This window comes from Halomonas lysinitropha (assembly GCF_902500215.1).
Lineage (GTDB): Bacteria > Pseudomonadota > Gammaproteobacteria > Pseudomonadales > Halomonadaceae > Halomonas > Halomonas lysinitropha.
Genome location: NZ_CABVOU010000027.1, coordinates 412,827 through 429,233, shown reverse-complemented (window position 1 = coordinate 429,233; position 16,407 = coordinate 412,827). Strand labels below are relative to the sequence as shown.

The 16,407-nt window shown below is 67.0% G+C and carries 16 protein-coding genes and 1 pseudogene; 10 read left to right on the top strand and 7 right to left on the bottom strand.

All coding sequences use genetic code 11. The annotated features are described in order from the left end of the window. The first annotated feature begins 27 nt into the window (after window positions 1-27). Genes edd through HALO32_RS06485 form a run of 4 tightly spaced genes read left to right on the top strand, consistent with a single transcriptional unit; the run spans window position 28 to window position 4,870 of the window. Window positions 28-1,914, top strand: coding sequence for a phosphogluconate dehydratase (gene edd / locus HALO32_RS06500; RefSeq protein WP_151442950.1), 1,887 nt, complete (start codon window positions 28-30; stop codon window positions 1,912-1,914). Then, window positions 1,915-2,883 (top strand): glucokinase, encoded by a 969-nt coding sequence (gene glk / locus HALO32_RS06495; RefSeq protein ID WP_151442949.1) that lies wholly within the window; start codon window positions 1,915-1,917, stop codon window positions 2,881-2,883. It begins immediately after the preceding gene. 20 nt (window positions 2,884-2,903) lie between these two features. Beyond that, window positions 2,904-3,890 (top strand): aldose epimerase family protein, encoded by a 987-nt coding sequence (locus HALO32_RS06490; RefSeq protein WP_192576455.1) that lies wholly within the window; start codon window positions 2,904-2,906, stop codon window positions 3,888-3,890. Beyond that, entirely contained in the window at window positions 3,887-4,870 is a 984-nt protein-coding gene (locus tag HALO32_RS06485) for a carbohydrate kinase family protein (protein WP_151442948.1), read from the top strand. Before HALO32_RS06490 ends, HALO32_RS06485 begins: the two co-directional genes overlap by 4 nt. 391 nt (window positions 4,871-5,261) lie before the next feature. Here the strand turns inward: HALO32_RS06485 and HALO32_RS06480 are convergent, their stop codons facing one another. Both HALO32_RS06480 and HALO32_RS06475 read right to left on the bottom strand, forming a co-directional pair. Further along, entirely contained in the window at window positions 5,262-5,555 is a 294-nt protein-coding gene (locus tag HALO32_RS06480) for a type II toxin-antitoxin system RelE/ParE family toxin (protein ID WP_151442947.1), read from the bottom strand. Next, a complete protein-coding gene (locus HALO32_RS06475; RefSeq protein WP_151442946.1) occupies window positions 5,543-5,815 on the bottom strand; it encodes a CopG family ribbon-helix-helix protein in 273 nt (90 codons plus the stop codon). Before HALO32_RS06475 ends, HALO32_RS06480 begins: the two co-directional genes overlap by 13 nt. Window positions 5,816-6,001: 186 nt before the next feature. On the opposite strand from HALO32_RS06475, the pseudogene vapC reads away from it, so the two are divergent. Continuing rightward, a pseudogene (vapC, locus tag HALO32_RS06470) lies at window positions 6,002-6,328 on the top strand (tRNA(fMet)-specific endonuclease VapC); the annotation flags it as partial. 102 nt (window positions 6,329-6,430) lie between these two features. On the opposite strand, the gene HALO32_RS06465 reads toward vapC, so the two are convergent. Genes HALO32_RS06465 through zwf form a run of 3 tightly spaced genes read right to left on the bottom strand, consistent with a single transcriptional unit; the run spans window position 6,431 to window position 9,333 of the window. Continuing rightward, window positions 6,431-7,105 (bottom strand): bifunctional 4-hydroxy-2-oxoglutarate aldolase/2-dehydro-3-deoxy-phosphogluconate aldolase, encoded by a 675-nt coding sequence (locus HALO32_RS06465; protein ID WP_151442944.1) that lies wholly within the window; start codon window positions 7,103-7,105, stop codon window positions 6,431-6,433. Between the two features lie 33 nt (window positions 7,106-7,138). Next, the gene (pgl, locus tag HALO32_RS06460) at window positions 7,139-7,807 is read right to left on the bottom strand and encodes a 6-phosphogluconolactonase (protein WP_151442943.1); all 669 of its coding nucleotides are present in this window, start codon (window positions 7,805-7,807) and stop codon (window positions 7,139-7,141) included. A gap of 14 nt (window positions 7,808-7,821) precedes the next feature. Next, a complete protein-coding gene (zwf, locus tag HALO32_RS06455) occupies window positions 7,822-9,333 on the bottom strand; it encodes a glucose-6-phosphate dehydrogenase (RefSeq protein ID WP_151442942.1) in 1,512 nt (503 codons plus the stop codon). A gap of 228 nt (window positions 9,334-9,561) precedes the next feature. Here zwf and HALO32_RS06450 point away from each other — a divergent pair, with 228 nt between their 5' ends. From HALO32_RS06450 to HALO32_RS06435, 4 genes are all read left to right on the top strand, one after another. Further along, the gene (locus tag HALO32_RS06450) at window positions 9,562-10,434 is read left to right on the top strand and encodes a MurR/RpiR family transcriptional regulator (RefSeq protein ID WP_151442941.1); all 873 of its coding nucleotides are present in this window, start codon (window positions 9,562-9,564) and stop codon (window positions 10,432-10,434) included. 75 nt (window positions 10,435-10,509) lie between these two features. Next, the gene (locus HALO32_RS06445) at window positions 10,510-11,364 is read left to right on the top strand and encodes a putative selenate ABC transporter substrate-binding protein (protein ID WP_151442940.1); all 855 of its coding nucleotides are present in this window, start codon (window positions 10,510-10,512) and stop codon (window positions 11,362-11,364) included. Beyond that, complete coding sequence (locus HALO32_RS06440) at window positions 11,364-12,125, top strand: ATP-binding cassette domain-containing protein (RefSeq protein WP_151442939.1); 762 nt, start codon at window positions 11,364-11,366, stop codon at window positions 12,123-12,125. The genes HALO32_RS06445 and HALO32_RS06440 overlap by 1 nt, the downstream gene beginning before the upstream one ends. Then, the gene (locus tag HALO32_RS06435) at window positions 12,122-13,645 is read left to right on the top strand and encodes an ABC transporter permease subunit (RefSeq protein ID WP_225809796.1); all 1,524 of its coding nucleotides are present in this window, start codon (window positions 12,122-12,124) and stop codon (window positions 13,643-13,645) included. The genes HALO32_RS06440 and HALO32_RS06435 overlap by 4 nt, the downstream gene beginning before the upstream one ends. Window positions 13,646-13,673: 28 nt before the next feature. Here the strand turns inward: HALO32_RS06435 and HALO32_RS06430 are convergent, their stop codons facing one another. Beyond that, window positions 13,674-14,015 carry a TraR/DksA family transcriptional regulator gene (locus HALO32_RS06430; protein ID WP_151442938.1) on the bottom strand — a complete coding sequence of 114 codons (342 nt, stop codon included), beginning with the start codon at window positions 14,013-14,015 and terminating at the stop codon, window positions 13,674-13,676. Window positions 14,016-14,169: 154 nt separating this feature from the next. On the opposite strand from HALO32_RS06430, the gene HALO32_RS06425 reads away from it, so the two are divergent. Then, the gene (locus HALO32_RS06425) at window positions 14,170-15,360 is read left to right on the top strand and encodes an MFS transporter (protein ID WP_151442937.1); all 1,191 of its coding nucleotides are present in this window, start codon (window positions 14,170-14,172) and stop codon (window positions 15,358-15,360) included. Here HALO32_RS06425 and HALO32_RS06420 read toward each other — a convergent pair. Next, on the bottom strand, window positions 15,357-16,211 hold the full coding sequence (locus tag HALO32_RS06420; protein ID WP_151442936.1) for a universal stress protein: 855 nt from the start codon (window positions 16,209-16,211) through the stop codon (window positions 15,357-15,359). The genes HALO32_RS06425 and HALO32_RS06420 overlap by 4 nt on opposite strands. Window positions 16,212-16,407: the final 196 nt, after the last annotated feature.

The window sequence follows — 16,407 nt, the reverse complement described above, 5'->3', positions numbered from 1 at the left end:
AACCGACGCTCGATACCGAGGTGACCCATGGCCAGCACCACCCCCGCCCTCCACCCCACCGTTGCCGACGTTACCCGCCGCATCCGCCAGCGCTCCGCCGAGCGCCGCGCGCTCTACGAACAGCGCATGGCCGACCAGCACAAGCGAGGGGTGCACCGTGGCGAACTCTCCTGCGGCAACCTGGCCCACGGCTTCGCGGCCTGCGGCGAGACGGACAAGAATTCGCTGAAGCTGATGAACTCGGCCAACCTCGGCATCATCTCGTCCTACAACGACATGCTCTCGGCCCACCAGCCGCTGGAGACCTTCCCCGAGACCATCAAGGACGCCGCCCGCGCCATGGGCTCCACTGCCCAGTTCGCCGGCGGCGTGCCGGCCATGTGTGACGGCGTCACTCAGGGCCAGCCCGGCATGGAGCTGTCGCTGTTCTCCCGCGACGTCATCGCCATGGCCACCGCCGTGGGCCTCTCCCACAACATGTTCGACGCCGCGCTCTACCTCGGCGTGTGCGACAAGATCGTCCCGGGGCTGTTCATCGCCGCGGCACGCTTCGGCCACCTGCCGGCCATGTTTGTGCCGGCGGGCCCGATGCCCAGCGGCCTGCCCAACAAGGAGAAGGCGCGTATTCGCCAACTCTACGCCGAGGGCAAGGCGAGCCGCGAGGACCTGCTGGAGGCGGAATCCGAGTCCTACCATAGCCCCGGTACCTGCACCTTCTACGGGACCGCCAACTCGAATCAACTGATGATGGAGATGATGGGCCTGCACTTGCCGGGCACCTCCTTCGTCAACCCCGGCACCGGGATGCGCGAGGCGCTCACCCGCTACGCTACCGAGCAGGCGGTCCGCAACACTGAACCCGGTGGCGACTACCGCCCCTTCTACAAGCAGATCGACGAGCGCGCCATCGTCAACGCCGTGGTCGGGCTGCTCGCCTCGGGCGGCTCGACCAACCACACCCTGCACCTGGTGGCCATGGCCGCCGCCGCCGGCCTGACCCTCACCTGGGAGGACTTTACCGACCTCTCCGCGGTGACGCCGAGCCTGATGCAGGTCTATCCCAACGGCCAGGCGGACATCAATCACTTTCAGGCCGCTGGCGGCATGAGCTACCTGTTCCGCGAGCTGCTGGGGGCCGGCCTGATTCATGGCGACATCCCCACGGCCTTCGGCACCGACCTGACCGCCTATACTCAGGAGCCTTTCCTGGAGGAGGGCAAGCTGGTCTGGCGCGAGGGGCCGGAGGCGAGCCTCGACACCGAGGTGCTACGCGGCGTGGCGACGCCCTTCGCCCCCACCGGCGGGCTCACCGTGGTCGACGGCAACCTGGGCCGCGGGGTGATCAAGGTCTCGGCAGTGAAGCCCGAGCACCGCGTGGTCGAGGCCCCGATCCGCATCTTCGAGGACCAGAACGACCTCAAGGGCGCCTTCGAGGCCGGTGACCTGGACCGCGACGTGATCGCCGTGGTCCGCTTCCAGGGGCCCAAGGCCAACGGCATGCCCGAACTGCACAAGCTGACACCCTATCTCGGTGTGCTGCAGGACCGCGGCTACAAGGTGGCCCTGGTCACCGACGGGCGCATGTCCGGCGCGTCCGGCAAGGTGCCGGCGGCTATCCACATCAGCCCCGAGGCACTGGATGGCGGACCCCTCGCCAAGCTGCGCGACGGCGACATCGTGCGCCTGGATGCCGACAGCGGCCGCCTCGAGGCCAAGGTCGACGCCCACGAATGGGCCGAGCGCGAGCGGCACATCGGTGATCTGGATCACTACCACGTGGGCCTGGGCCGCGAACTGTTCGGCGGCTTCCGCCACCTGGCCATGCGCGGCGAGGAGGGAGCCGGAGTGTTCGGCGGCTTCGAGGCCGACGACCTGGCGCGCCAGGAGGGCCAGATCCACGACGAGGATGCCTGAATGACGCGACCCGCCCTGATCGGCGATATCGGCGGCACCAATGCGCGCTTCGCCCTGGTGACGCCGGACACCTTCGCGCCCCGCGACATCCAGAGCCTGCCTTGTGCCGACTACCCGGGCCTAGTCGAGGCGGTCCAGGATTATCTCGAGCGGGTTGGGCTGACGGGCGATGCCACACCCCACGAGGCCTGCCTGGCCTTCGCCTGCCCAATACGCGGCGACCGAGTGAGCATGACCAACAATCACTGGACCTTCTCCCGGGAGGAGGTCCAACAGACGCTGGGGCTCACGCTCTTCAAGGCCATCAACGACTTCACCGCCCAGGCGCTGGGCGTCCCCCACGTGGCCGACAGCGACCTGGTGGAGGTACAGCGCGGCGAGGCGGTGCCCCATGCCGCCAGGCTGGTGATCGGCCCGGGTACCGGGCTGGGCGTGGCCGGGCTCTTTCCCGGGCGACGCGCCTGGATCCCGCTGCCTACCGAGGGTGGCCACGTGACCTTCGCGCCCACCGACGAGCGCGAACAGAACCTGCTGCGGCATTTCCGCAACCGCTACGGGCGCGTCTCCGTGGAGCGCATCCTGAGCGGCCAGGGGCTGCTCGACCTCTACCTTGCCCATTGCTCGCTCAAGGGCGCTCCACCGCAGCATGCAAGCCCGGCCGAGGTCACCCAGGGGGCCGCGGGCGGCGACCCGGTGGCCCGTGATACCCTGTTGCGGTTCTTGAAGATCCTCGGCGACGTCTGCGGCGATGCCGCCCTGACCCTGGGGGCCCGGGGCGGCGTCGCCCTGTGCGGCGGCATCCTCCCGCGGCTGCTCGAGTGGCTGCCCGAAAGCCGCTTCCTCGAGGCCTTCACCGCCAAGGGGCGCATGGGGGCCTACACCGGGGCCATCCCGATTCAGGTGGTCACCGCGCCCTGGACGGGGCTGCTGGGCGCCGCCGAGGCCCTGCACAATGAAGAGGTCGAGTGACTCGACGGAGAGGAGATCGAATGATTCCCGAATCGCTTGCCCGGCTGGTCGAGGAGACTCGCGGCCAGCGCCGTGCCGACTGGGCCGGCCGCGAGATATGGCTGGCCAACGAGGCGTGGGGCGAGCTCGCCGTCTCGTTACAGGGCGCCCAGGTGCTGCACTTTCTACCGTCGCCCGAAGACGCGACCGCTGAGGGCTCTCCTCCTGCGCCGCTCCCTAACGCGTCCGACGACACGGCCAGTGCCTCGAGCCCAGGCACGAGCGAGGAATCGCTGGTGGCCGGCGGCTGGCTCTGGGTGACGCCCACGCCCCAGGCCCTGCCCGGGGCGATCCGCGGCGGCATCCCGCTGTGCTGGCCCTGGTTCGCCGACGAGAATACCGCCGACGAATCCCCGGATCGCTCCGGCCCCATGCACGGCCCGGCGCGCAAGGCGCCGTGGCGACTGGAGGCCGTGGACGAGCACGAGGAGGGGGTGGAGCTGCACCTGTCGCCCGAGGAGCGCCTGCATGGCCAGCTAGTGCCGCGCGCGGTGATCCAGGCCAACGCCCGGCGCCTGCACGTGGAGCTGATCACCGAGCACGTCGGGGAGACACCGGTGAAGATCACCGGGGCCCTGCACAGCTACCTGGCGGTCGCCGATGCCTTCGACTGCCGGGTCGAGGGCCTGGCCGGCGCCACCTACCTGGACAAGCTGGCCGACTTCGCCGAACGCGACCAGCAGGGCGAGCTGGGCGTGCGCGGAGCGCTGGACCGCATCTACCGCAGCAACGCCGAGCTACGACTAGACGACGGCACTCGCCGCCTGCGCGTGGCTCGCCAGGGCAGTGATTCCGCGGTGGTCTGGCAGCCCGGCGACACCCCCCCCGAGGACACCTCGATCGAGGCCGCCCGCCATTTCCTGTGCGTCGAGTCGGCCAACACCCGGCTCGACCCGGTATGGCTGGTGCCCGGCGCCCAGCACCTGCTGGGCACCACCCTGAGCCGTGAGGAGACAGCGACCCTATGACCCCCGTAATCAGCTTCGGCGAGGCCCTCGTCGACCTGCTTTCCAGCCGCCTCGGCGACACGCCGGGCGTCGCCGCCGATGCCCCGGAGACCTTCACGCCCTATGCTGGCGGTGCCCCCGCCAACGTGGCCGTGGCCTGCGCCCGCCTGGGCGTGCCCAGCCGCTTCCTCGGCATGCTCGGCGAGGACCATTTCGGGGATTTCCTGGCCGCCGAGCTGGCCGCCCATGGCGTGGACACCTCCGGCGTGGTGCGCACCCGCGAGGCACGCACGGCACTCGCCTTCGTCTCTCGCGATGCCACGGGGGAGCGCACCTTCGATTTCTACCGCCCCCCGGCTGCGGACCTGCTCTATCGCCTGGAGCACCTGCCGGCCGGCGTCTTTGCCGACCCGGCCATCGTGCACTTCTGCAGCAACAGCCTGACCGAGCCGGAGATCGCCGATACCACCCTGGCCATGGCCGAGATGGCCCGCCGTGCCGGCTGCCTGGTAAGCGTGGATGCCAATCTGCGCCACAACCTCTGGGAAGGCGGGACCGCCGACATCAGCCTGGTCACCCGTCTGCTCGACGCTGCCGACCTGCTCAAGCTCTCGACGGAGGAGCTCGACGACCTGCGCGCCGACCACCCTCGGGAGGGCTGGCTAGCCGAACGCTTCGCCGCCGGGGTCAAGGTCGCGGTGATCACCGACGGCCCGGGCGAAGTGATGCTCAAGGGCGTCGGCCTGGACGAGCGAATCACGCCGCCCCGGGTCGAGGCGGTAGATACCACGGCGGGTGGTGACGCCTTCATCGGCGGCCTGCTCGCCGAACTTGCCGAGTACACCGCCGACAAGGGCATCGACTCCGACTGGCACCACGACACCGCTTTCCTGCACCGTACGGTGGACATCGCCTGCCGCTGCGGCGCCTACGCCGTCACCCGGCCCGGCGCCTACGCCGCCCTGCCGGATCGCGACGACCTGGCAAGGCTAAGAGGCTAGGGCCACGCCCGATGGGCCTAAGGGAAACGCTGCACAAATCCCGCCGCAGCTGCCTGGGAAGGCATGGGCAGCGATAGTGGGTCACGCTCACGCGAAGCCCAGGAAGACGGCCAGTGCTCGGCTGGCGGCGACCATGGTGCTGTCATGGAGGCGGCCGAATGCCTCTTACACCCTCTGTCGCTTCACCGTCATGGACTTGTACAACATGATCTAGGAGCGTCGCTGCAAGCCATTCTCGGGGGTGGGCGTAAAGAAGCCACGCCAACCTTGGTATGTACAAAAAACGGGCCTTATCCCCCTGTCGTTTTCAGAAGGCGGCTGCACTGACTCATCAGGCCAGGCCCCTGAACGCGGCGTGTCAGGCGTCCTATGCGCAAAGGCCGGGGGTTTATCAATACCCTGCTTCTTTCTGATGCCGGAACGCCAAGACATACACTGCCCCGGCGGTAGGCTCGTAGTGGTACAGAGCCACGTAGCCGGAGTCTCCGAAGGGAATCACCAGTTCGCGCAGCTCGGGCATCTCATCGAGCGGCCGGCCAATGTCGGGGGCTGATTCCAGTAGCAAGAAGTGCCGCTCGATGGCCTGCCCGGCCCGACTCAAGGCTTCTTGGGGCTTGGTGGCCAGGAATCGCCGGCACCGCTCCAAGCCTTCGGCTGCGCCTTCGGTAACGATTACTTGTGGCACTCAGGCTTCGCCTTTTCATCTTCGGTGCCCCAGGTGTTCAACCAGGTGCGCACTTCCTGGCCGGTCAGGTGCCGACCGGCTTCCTGATAGGCCGCCCAGGACGCCAAGGCTTCCTGCTTGAAGCTCTCGCGGGCTTCCTCACGCTCGACGTACTGCTGGATGGCTTCGAGCATGATCCAGTGCGACGAGCGCCGGCGCTGACTGGCAAGGTGCTTGACGCGATCCTTCAGTGCGTCGTCGATCTTGAGTGATGTTGCCATTACCGGCCTCCTATCACCAGGTAATACCTATGAATACCCTAGTCTTGCAGCCGACGTCCGTCAAACGATCAATAGACGGCCAAGCCGGACATCATCCGAGGATAGGCTTGTTTGGCGGCTTTTCGGACAAAAAGATAGGCGGACGGCTTAACGGACAAAAAGGCAGCCCATGGCACCTTCAAGCGGCACCAGGAGCAGCTGTGTATCAGCACGGTTACCCTCATGGAGCTGATTTACGGTGCGGAGAAGTCGACACATCCGGAGCGCAACCTGCACAGCATCGAGGGATTCGCGGCACGTCTTGAAGTGCTGCAGTACGATGCCGATGCGGCAGCCCATACAGGTCAGCTAAGAGCCGAGCTGGCCAAGGCAGGAGCGCCGATAGGCCCTTATGACCAGATGATTGCCGGTCATGCCCGTTCGAGGGGGCTGGTGGTGGTGACCAACAACATCCGCGAGTTCGAGCGCGTGCCAGGCCTTCGCCTAGAGGATTGGTCCACCACGAACAGCTGAATGAGAAAATGACCGTGGCCCAAAAAAGCCCCGGCTGAGCCGAGGCAAGGGACAGCTACCAGCTGTCGAGAGAGCACAGGGTAAGCGGTACAGGGAGACCGGTCAGTGGTGGAAACGCTCCGCCGCCTCGCGAGCCAGCGAACGGATGGCATCCCAGTCCTCGGCGTCGACCAGCGACTTGGGCGTGAGCCAGGAACCGCCCACGCACATCACGTTCTTGAGCGCCAGGTAGTCCTCGGCATTGTTGATGCCGATGCCGCCGGTGGGGCAGAAGCGTGCCTCCGGGATCGGGCCGGCGAACGACTTGAGGGCCTTGATGCCGCCGCTGGCTTCAGCGGGAAAGAACTTGAAGCGACGATAGCCGTACTGCCAGCCGGTCATCAGCTCGGAAACAGTTGCCACGCCGGGCAGCATCGGCACGGGACTGGTGACGCCGTAGCGATAGAGCGCCTCGGTAGTGCCGGGCGTTACCACGAAATCGGCGCCGACCTCCTCGGCCTGGCGGTACTGAGCCGGGGTGAGGACGGTTCCCACCCCGATGCTGGCGTGGGGCAGGGCCTCATTGATGCGCCTGATCGCCTCCAGGGCACACTCGGTGCGCAGGGTGATCTCCAGCACGGTCAGGCCACCCTCGTAGAGGGCACGGGCCAGAGGGACGGCATCCTCGATGCGCTGAATGGCCAGCACCGGGATCACTTCGGCCTTGAGGCAGATGCTGTCCAGCTCGGTGGTGCGGGTCGAGGGCAGCTGCTTGTCAATAGTCTTGTCGGACGTCATGGGAAGTCACTCCGGTAATTCAGGGAGCCGGTTTCAGGGGGCCCAGTAAGTGGCCAGCGGGCAAGCCAGAAAGGCGCGGATCGGCAGTTCGCGAACGTCGTCGCCGGAGAGCGCCCGGGCCAGCACGGCGCGCTTGTCGCCGCCGGTGATGTGCAGTATGTGACGTTGTGCCTGATGCAGGCGGTCGGCACTCAGGGTGATGCGCGGCTGGGGCTGGCTCGGGGTCCGCACCGCCACCGCCGGGGCATCGGTGGTCAGGGCCAGGCCGAGTTCACGGCTGTCGGGGAACAGCGAGGCGGTGTGGCCGTCGCCTCCCATGCCGAGGATCACCACGCTGGCCGGCCAGGCCAGGCCATCGAGGCGCTCGGCCACCGCGTCCGCGCCCTGCTCCGGGGTGGCATCGGCGGTGGTCAGCGGCACAAAGGTGGCGGCGGCAGCCGGCCCCTGCAGCAGGTGGGCGCGCACCAGGCGGGCATTGCTGTCTTCCGCAGCCTCCGCCACCCAGCGTTCGTCGGCCAGGGTCACCTGGACACGCTCCCAGGGCAACTCGCAGGCCGCCAGGGCCTCGAAGAAGGGCACCGGCGTGGAGCCGCCCGAGACCACCAGCAGGGCATTGTCCTGACGCGCCAGGTCGACCCGCAGCGCCTCGGCCACGGCCTCGGCCAGCTGGAGGGCCAGCTGGTCGCGGGGGGAATCACTCATCTCGTCTCTCGCTCTCAATAGTCTTCATACCAGCTGCGGCCATCCTGGGTGATCATGGCGATGGACGCGACCGGCCCCCAGGAACCGGCCGGATAGCGCCGGGGTGGCTCGTCGCGGTCGGCCCAGGCGGCAATCAGATTGTCGCACCACTGCCAGGCATGCTCGACCTCGTCGCGGCGCACGAAAAGATACTGCTGCCCCTTCATCACCTCGAGCAACAGCCGCTCGTAGGCATCCGGGATGCGCGTCTTGGGGAAGGCACTGTTGAAATCCAGGTGCAGGGGACCACGGCGTAGGCGCATCCCCTTGTCCAGGCCGCTGTCCTTGGTCAGCACCTCCAGCGCGATGCCCTCCTCGGGCTGCAAGCGGATCACCAGCTTGTTGGAAGCCAACCCCCGCTGGTCGGGGTCGAAGATATAGTGCGGCTGCTGGCGGAAGTGGATGATGATCTGCGAGAGCTTCTCCGGCATGCGCTTGCCGGTGCGCAGGTAGAAGGGCACCCCAGCCCAACGCCAGTTGGCCACGCCGGTCTTCATGGCCACGAAGGTCTCGGTCTGGCTGTCGGTATTGGCCCCCTCCTCTTCCAGGTAGCCCGGCACGCCATGACCATCCGTGGTACCGGCCATGTACTGGCCTCGAACCACGTCACGCCCCAGCATGTCGTCGGTGAAGGGCTTGAGCGCCTTGAGCACCTTGACCTTCTCGTCACGGATCGCGTCGGCATCCAGGTTGGCGGGAGGGTCCATGGCGATCAGGCACACCAGCTGCAGCAGATGGTTCTGCACCATATCGCGCAGCTGGCCGGCCTCGTCGAAGTAGCCCCAGCGCCCCTCGATGCCGACCTTCTCGGCAACGGTGATCTCCACATGGGAGATGTGATTCTGGTTCCACTGGGTGCCGAACAGCGGGTTGGCGAAGCGCAGCGCGATCAGGTTCTGCACCGTCTCCTTGCCCAGGTAGTGGTCGATTCGATAGATCCGGGATTCAGGGAAGACCGCGCCGATGGCGTCATTGATCTCGGCGGAAGAGTCGAGGTCATGACCAATCGGCTTCTCGACCACCACCCGGCTCTGCTCGTCGAGACTGCCACTGGCCTCGAGGTGACGGCAGATGTCGCCATAGATCTTGGCGGCCACCGAGAGGTAGACCACCATGGGGCGTAGTACACCCTGCTGGCGCCACTCGCGAATGGCGGTGTAGCCATCGGGCTTGGTGAAATCGAGCTGGATGAAATCGAGACGAGCCAGGAAGCGGGCCAGCGCCTCGCGCTCAAGCTCCTCGGCCTTGACATAGGTCTTGAGCGCCTTCTCGACCTGCTTGCGGAAACCCTCCAGGTCGTAGTCCTGTCGGGCCAGGCCCAGTAGCCGGGTGGCAGGATCCAGCAGCCCCTCGCGTTCGAGGTGAAAGAGCGCCGGGAACAGCTTGCGCTGGGCCAGGTCGCCAAGCGCGCCGAACAGCGCCAGGTCGATTTCCGTGCTGCCGGCGCCGCTGGGCTTGGCCTCGCCGGATCGGTTGCGTTGTGTCATGTCCGCCCCATCTGGTTAACTTACTTAAAAATAGCGCAGAAAAGCAATTCTATGCAAGTTTTATATGTAAGTTTACTACATAATTTATCTTCTGTCGCCGCCTGCGCTCCCCTCCTCCTTTGCGCATTGCACAGCATAGTCAGCATAATGTAGTTAAATCACCACATCACACCTGTTTCACCCCCGCGCCGCCGATGGCGCCCCGTCGTCACGGAGACTTCATCGCTCATGGTCCGACACGATCTACTCGACCGTATCCGCCGGCAGCTCGACGAGCTTAACCGATCAGAACGCAAGGTCGCCGACGTTATCCTGGCCGACCCGACATCGGCCACCAGCATGAGCATCGCCACCCTGGCCCAGCTGGCCTCGGTCAGCGAGCCCACGGTCAACCGCTTCTGCCGCAGCTTCGATGCCAAGGGCTACCCGGACTTCAAGATCAAGCTTGCCCAAAGCCTGGCCGGGGGTACTCCCTACGTCAGTCAGGCGGTGGAACCCGGTGACTCCGCCACCGAATACACCAGCAAGATCTTCGGGGCCACCATCGCCGCACTGGACCAGGCCCGCCGCGAGGTGGCCCCGGAGCGCATCGAACGCGTGGTCGACTACCTGATACAGGCCAGGCAGCTGCACTTCTTCGGCCTCGGCGCCTCCGGGGCGGTGGCCCAGGATGCCCAGCACAAGTTTTTCCGCTTCAACCTGCCCGTCACCGCCTATGTGGACGTGCTGATGCAGCGCATGGTGGCCGCCGCCTGCCATACCGGTGATGTGGTGGTGGTGCTCTCCTGGACCGGCCGCACCCGTGACCTGGTGGACATCGCCCGGCTGGCGCGGGAAAACGGCGCGGTGGTGCTCGGCATCACCGCCCCGCAGTCGCCGCTCGCCGCCGAATGCACCGAGACCCTGGAGGTCACCACCCCGGAAGATACCGACTACTACATGCCCATGACCTCGCGGATGATCCAGCTGGCACTGATCGATGTCCTGGCCACGGGCGTCACGCTGCGGCGCGGTGAGGACTTCCTGCCCCACCTCAAGAAGATCAAGGACAGCCTGCAGGCGACACGCTACCCCGCGGGTGGTCGCGACGACCAGCCCTGAGGCACCACCCGACTTGCCAGGCTGGCGTCGGACCACAACAATAGCCACCTTCAACCGTCCACTCCGGAGACTGCAATGCGCTGGCTTGCCGCTTCCACCGCTGCGCTGGCCCTGTTCGCCCAGGGTGCCGCCGCCGATACCTTCCGCTTCACCGCCATTCCCGACGAGGACCAGTCGCGGCTGGTCGAGCGCTTCTCCAAGGTTGCCAACTATCTGGAAGAGCGTCTCGACGTGGAGGTGGAGTATGTGCCGGTGAAGTCGTATGGCGCCACGGTCACCGCCTTTCGCAACAATCAGGTTCAGTTGGCCTGGTTCGGCGGCCTCTCCGGAGTCCAGGCGCGTCGCCTGGTACCCGGCTCAATCGCTCTGGCCCAGAGCAGCGAGGATGCCGAGTTCAAGAGCTACCTCATCGCCCACCGCTCCACCGGCCTCGAGCGGTCAGAGGAACTGCCCGCTGCCATCGAGGGCATGAGCCTGACCTTCGGCTCGCGCACCTCCACGTCGGGGCGCCTGATGCCCGAGCATTTCCTGCGCGAGCGCTTCGGTGAGGCACCCGACACGCTCTTCTCGCGGGTCGGATACTCCGGCGACCACTCGCGCACCATCGCCCTGGTGGAAGCCGGCACCTGGGATCTGGGCGCGGTCAACTACAGCGTCTGGGAGGCCGCCGTGGCCGACGATCGGGTGGATACCGACAAGGTCGAGGTCATCTGGGCCACCCCACCCTACCCGGATTACAACTGGACCCTGCGGGGCGACGTCGACCAGCCGTTCGGCGAGGGCTTCACCGAGAAGGTCCGCGCGGCCCTGCTCGAGATGGACGACCCCGAATTGCTGGCGAGCTTTCCCCGCGAGGCCTTCATCCCCGCCGACAACGCCCTCTACGCCCCCATCGAGGACGTCGCGGAAGAGCTCGGCCTGCTGCGCTGATGGCGGGTGAACCACGCCGACCGCTGGTCGCCTTCGAGGCCGAAGACCTCGGCCACGATGATCAGGTAGTGCTGCCCCGCCTGACGCTCGCCCTGTATCCGGACGAGAGGATCGCCCTGCTCGGCCCCAGCGGGGCCGGCAAGTCCACCCTGCTGGGGGCCCTGCGCCTGCGGCTGGGTGACGCCGCCGCCTGGTGTCCCCAGCAGCACGGCCTGGTGCCTCAGCTGGCGGTCTATCACAACGTCTATATGGGGCGGCTGGCCGAGCACTCGGCCCTGGCCAACCTGTGGAATCTGGTGCGTCCGCTGGCCGGACCCTGGCGCCAGGTCGCCGAGCTCTGCGAATCTCTGGGCCTCGCCGGGCTGCTGCGCCGCCCCGTCGGCCAGCTCTCTGGCGGACAGCGCCAACGGGTCGCCATCGCCCGGGCTCTCTACCAGCAGCGCGAGCTGTTTCTCGGCGACGAGCCGGTGGCCAGCGTGGACCCCCACCAGGCGCTACGCCTGTTGGGGTTGATCGAGGCGCGCCATACCACCACGGTCATCGCCCTCCACCAGCGCGAGCTGGCACTCAGCCATTTCGACCGGGTATGGGGGCTGCGTGACGGCCAGCTGGTGATCGACGCCCCGGCCCAACAGCTGACCCTGGCGGATCTGGACGGCCTCTATCCCGATGCCGATACACTCGCCGCGTCGCCACAGGAAGAAACGGCCCCCCAGATGCCCGACCCGGAGGCGCTGCCCTGCGCGCGGGGGCGGCCGTGAGCGCTGATCTGACCGAACGGCCGGGCCACGGCCGTTACTGGTGGCGCGGCAACAGCACCGGACTGAAGCTGGCCCGCCATACCCTGGCGCTGTTGGCGCTGGCCGTGGTGATGGTGCCCTTCGCCGACCTGGAGATCCTGACACGCGACCCCTGGGGAGAGCTGGCACGCATGGCCCAGGGGCTGGCCTGGCCCGCCTGGGGCTCGCTGGAATCACCGCTGCAAGCCCTTGGCCTGACCGTGGCCGTGGCCCTGTGGGGGACGCTGGGCGGGATGCTGCTGGGCTTCCCCCTGGCGCTGCTGTTCTCTCGCTCGCGGCTGGTCCGAGCCGGCTGTGCCTTCGTGCGGGCGATTCACGAGCTGTTCTGGGCGCTGCTCTTCCTGCAGGTATTCGGCCTCTCGGCGGCCACCGCGCTGATGGCCCTGGCGATCCCCTATGCCGGCATCTTCGCCAAGGTCTATGCCGAGATCCTCGAACAGCTACCCAGCGCCCCACGCGACGCCCTGCCACGAGGGGTCGGCCGGCTGTCCCGTTTCATCTATGCCGAGCTGCCGTTGGCTTGGGCCAGGCTCTCCGCCTATACCCGCTATCGCTTCGAGTGCGGGCTGCGCGCCAGCGTGTTGCTGGGCTTTGTCGGCTTGCCGACCCTGGGCTTCCAGCTCGAGACCGCCTTCCGCGAGGGACGCTACCACGAGGCCGGGGCCCTGCTGTGGCTCTTCTACCTGCTGATCGCCAGCCTGCCCTGGTGGGGCCACCGACGGCTGTTGCCACTGCTCGCCCTCGGCGGTGCCTTGCTGCTGGGCCCCTGGCCGGCGGTGGAAGGCGGCCTGCTGTGGCGCTTCATCAGCCAGGATATCTGGCCACCGGCCCTGCTCGAAGGCGATTGGCGGGGACTCATCGATTGGCTGGCACGCATTCCCAACCTGGGACCCGCCATCGGCAATACCCTGCTGCTGGGCCTGCTGGGCAGCGTGGGGGCCCTGCTGGTGGCCCTGGCACTCTGGCCGCTGGCCTCTCGACACTTCGGCAATCCGGCGACCCGGCTGGCCGGACGAGGGCTGCTGATCTTCCTGCGCTCGACCCCCGAGCTGATGCTGGCCTTCTTCTTCCTGCTGCTGCTGGGGCCGTCGCTGCTGCCGGCCTGGCTGGCACTCGCGCTGCACAACGGAGCGCTGATCGCCTTCCTGGTGGCACGCCATGCCGATGCCATCACTACGGGGATGCCGGGGGTGAATGCCTCGGGCCGGCTGGCCTACGAACTGTTACCGCGGCTGTATCCGGGCATCCTGGCACTGCTCTACTACCGTGCCGAGGTGATCCTGCGCGAGACGGCCATCCTGGGAATGCTGGGTGTCGCGACCCTGGGCTACTACATCGACGAGAACTTCGAGTATCTGCTGTTCGACGTGGCCTTCTTCCTGCTGCTGGTGACCGCGGCACTCAACATCGCCGTTGACGCCCTGTCGCGGCGGCTGCGTCCCAAAGAGACTGCCGTCATTGATGATCCCTGCCAGCGCTAGAGATCCTCGGCGCTCACGGCACCGGGGGTCAGTCGGCGCAATCGATGCACTTCAGCACCAGGGGATCGCCCTCCAGTCGCCTGGCACCGATCCATTCTCCACACTCGATGCACTCGCCGTATTCGCCCTTGTCGATGCGTGAGAGTGCGCCCGTGATGCGGCGCAACGCCAGCTGACGCCGCTGCTCCTCGGCCTTGGCCATGGCCTGTCCCTGCATGGCGTCCATGCGCGACAGGCGCCCTACCGAGGTCTGGTCCAGCATCACGGTATCTCGGGATTCACGGCTGGCATCGCTCTGCTCGAGCAGTTCGGCGCGCAATGCATGCAACCGCCTTACCACGGCGTCCATATCCAGCTCTGGATGATTCATCACCGCCCCCATTTGCGCAATATTGGACCCGCCGGCCCACAACCTAGGCGTGCAGCTGATATCCTAGCCCGCTTTCGGTCACTCTGCTTCAGGGCTCCATCTTGCCACCGCGCGCCAATGGCCGCACTCCCGTCACGACAATCCGGAGGTCACCATGGGTTACCGCACCTTGCTGCGGGATCATCGAGGGCTGCTGGGCATCGCCTTCCTGGCCATGTTCTCCTCCAGCCTGGGCCAGAGCTTCTTCATTGGCCTTTTCCAGGCGCCGATCAGCGCACACCTGGGACTGTCCGCCGGACAGTTCGGCACCGCCTATGCCGCCGTGACGCTGGTGGCGGGCTTCGCCGTCCTGCATCTGGGGCCCAGCATCGACTGGATGGCGCCGCGGCGCTTCGCGCTGGTGGTGATCGGCACCCTGCTCGCCGGCATCCTGCTGTTGACCACCGCGCCCTGGTGGGGACTGGGGCTTCTCGGCCTGGGCCTGGTACGCTTCTGCGGCCAGGGCATGATGACCCACCTGGGCAACACTCTCGCCGGCCGAGAGTTCGTCGGCCTGCGGGGGCGCGCACTGGGCCTGGTCGGCATGGGCATCATGCTGGGCGAGTCGGCGCTGCCGCCCTTGATGGCGGCACTGCTGATGTGGTTTGGCTGGCGGGAGCTATGGTGGCTGTTCGTGGCCTTCCTGGCGCTGTTCTGGGTGCCCCTGCTGCTGCGCGGTCCATGGCCGAAAGCACCAGGCAAGCGCCCGGCGCGGGGTCAGCGTCGCGACGGCCCGCGCCCCTTCCGCGAGGCGCGCTTCTGGAAATTGCTGCCGTTGTTGATGATCCTGCCGATCACCATGACCGGACTCTTCATCTACCAGGCGCGCATGACTCAGGATCTGGGCAGCTCCCTGGGCGTCTATGCCCTGGCCCTCACCGGCATGGGGCTGGCGAAGCTGCCCGGTGCACTGCTGGGCGGACGCTGGGTAGACAGGCTCGGTCCGGTCCGCCTGGCGCGGCTCTACTTGCTGCCCTTCGCCCTAGCCCTGCTGGTGGCCATCTTCGTCGGCGGTGACCTCGGCGTCTGGGCGCTGATGGTCGGTGGCGGGCTTGCCATGGGCGCCCAGGAGTCCATCGCCACCAGCCTGCTGGTGCGCAGCTGGGGTGCCGAGCACCTGGGCACGGTGCGCGCCACGCTGAGCGCGGCCATGGTCCTCTCCACCGGGCTCGCCCCGGCGGTGCTGGGCTTGACCCTGGACCTTGGCGCCTCGTTCACTGCCATTCTCGCCGGCATGCTGGTAATGCTGGTCGCCGGCTGGGTGCTGGCCCAGGGGGTATTGAGAGAACTCAAGACAGCAGGTTAGCGCAACAGCAGCACCGGCTTGGTGGCCTTGCGCAGCATCTCGGTGGTGGTACTGCCCACCAGCAGGTGGCGGATGCGCGAGTGGCCGTAGGCCCCCATCACCAGCAGGTCGATGTCCTGCTCCTCCTGGTAGCCACGCAGGGTGGCTTCCACCTCGCCCGCGCGGATGGCGCCCTCGGCCTCATGGCCGGCGTCACGCAAGGTCTTGAGCGCCCAGTCGAGCTGGGAGCGGTTGTCACCGGTCTCGGCGCCGACGATCACCACGTGCACCGGAACGCCGTCGAACAGTGGGCTCTTGGCCAGCATCTCCACGCCCTTGCGGGTGGTCTTGCTGCCGTCGAAGGCCAGCATCACCTTCTCCGGCGTCTTGTACATCTCGGGCACCATCAGGATCGGCCGGTGCAGGGTGCGCACCACCCGCTCCAGGTTGGTGCCCAGATGGTCGCCGTCCTGATGGGCCATCTCGCCACGCTTGCCCATCACCAGCAGGCGGATCTCGTCCTGGAGCTCCTCCAGCGTCTCCACCAGAGTGCCGTTGCGCTGACGAGTAGCGGGCTCGGCCACACCATTCGCGACGGCGCGCTCCTTGGCCGCAGTGAGCATCAGCCGACCCTGCTCCTGCGCCACCTTGGCGCGTCGCTCGTCGAGCTCAGAGAGTTCCTCAAGCAGATGCTCCCGGGCTCCAAGCCCGATATTGCCAGAGAGGTCCGCCTCTGCGGTCTGGGGGTGGTTGTCGTTTACATGCAGGAAGGTCAGCGGGGCGCTCAGCGCCATGCTGGCCCAGGCGGCATAGCCGCTCACCCCTTCCGAGTACTTCGAGCCGTCAATGGCGGCCATCACCTGTTCGGTCATCAAGCTGTTTCCTGGCTGGCGTATGTCGTTGTCTATCGTATCGTTTCTACCCGATCGAAGTCGGCTTGCCTAGGACATGGGTCAACACCCGTGCTGTTTCGCCACGAAATCGTCAGTTACACCGAACGATAAGGTCATCTCTCATTCCCCGGACGACACATCCGGCGCCTGCTTGGGGTGGGGCACAGCCTGGCGT

Coding starts and splice junctions, on each gene's coding strand:
- HALO32_RS06465 (WP_151442944.1), bottom strand. CDS start 7,105: ATGACGTCCGACAAGACTATTGACAAGCAGCTGCCCTCGACCCGCACC.
- HALO32_RS06450 (WP_151442941.1), top strand. CDS start 9,562: ATGGTCCGACACGATCTACTCGACCGTATCCGCCGGCAGCTCGACGAG.
- HALO32_RS06475 (WP_151442946.1), bottom strand. CDS start 5,815: ATGGCAACATCACTCAAGATCGACGACGCACTGAAGGATCGCGTCAAG.
- HALO32_RS06420 (WP_151442936.1), bottom strand. CDS start 16,211: ATGACCGAACAGGTGATGGCCGCCATTGACGGCTCGAAGTACTCGGAA.
- HALO32_RS06485 (WP_151442948.1), top strand. CDS start 3,887: ATGACCCCCGTAATCAGCTTCGGCGAGGCCCTCGTCGACCTGCTTTCC.
- HALO32_RS06425 (WP_151442937.1), top strand. CDS start 14,170: ATGGGTTACCGCACCTTGCTGCGGGATCATCGAGGGCTGCTGGGCATC.
- edd (WP_151442950.1), top strand. CDS start 28: ATGGCCAGCACCACCCCCGCCCTCCACCCCACCGTTGCCGACGTTACC.
- glk (WP_151442949.1), top strand. CDS start 1,915: ATGACGCGACCCGCCCTGATCGGCGATATCGGCGGCACCAATGCGCGC.
- HALO32_RS06440 (WP_151442939.1), top strand. CDS start 11,364: ATGGCGGGTGAACCACGCCGACCGCTGGTCGCCTTCGAGGCCGAAGAC.
- pgl (WP_151442943.1), bottom strand. CDS start 7,807: ATGAGTGATTCCCCCCGCGACCAGCTGGCCCTCCAGCTGGCCGAGGCC.
- HALO32_RS06445 (WP_151442940.1), top strand. CDS start 10,510: ATGCGCTGGCTTGCCGCTTCCACCGCTGCGCTGGCCCTGTTCGCCCAG.
- HALO32_RS06430 (WP_151442938.1), bottom strand. CDS start 14,015: ATGAATCATCCAGAGCTGGATATGGACGCCGTGGTAAGGCGGTTGCAT.
- zwf (WP_151442942.1), bottom strand. CDS start 9,333: ATGACACAACGCAACCGATCCGGCGAGGCCAAGCCCAGCGGCGCCGGC.
- HALO32_RS06490 (WP_192576455.1), top strand. CDS start 2,904: ATGATTCCCGAATCGCTTGCCCGGCTGGTCGAGGAGACTCGCGGCCAG.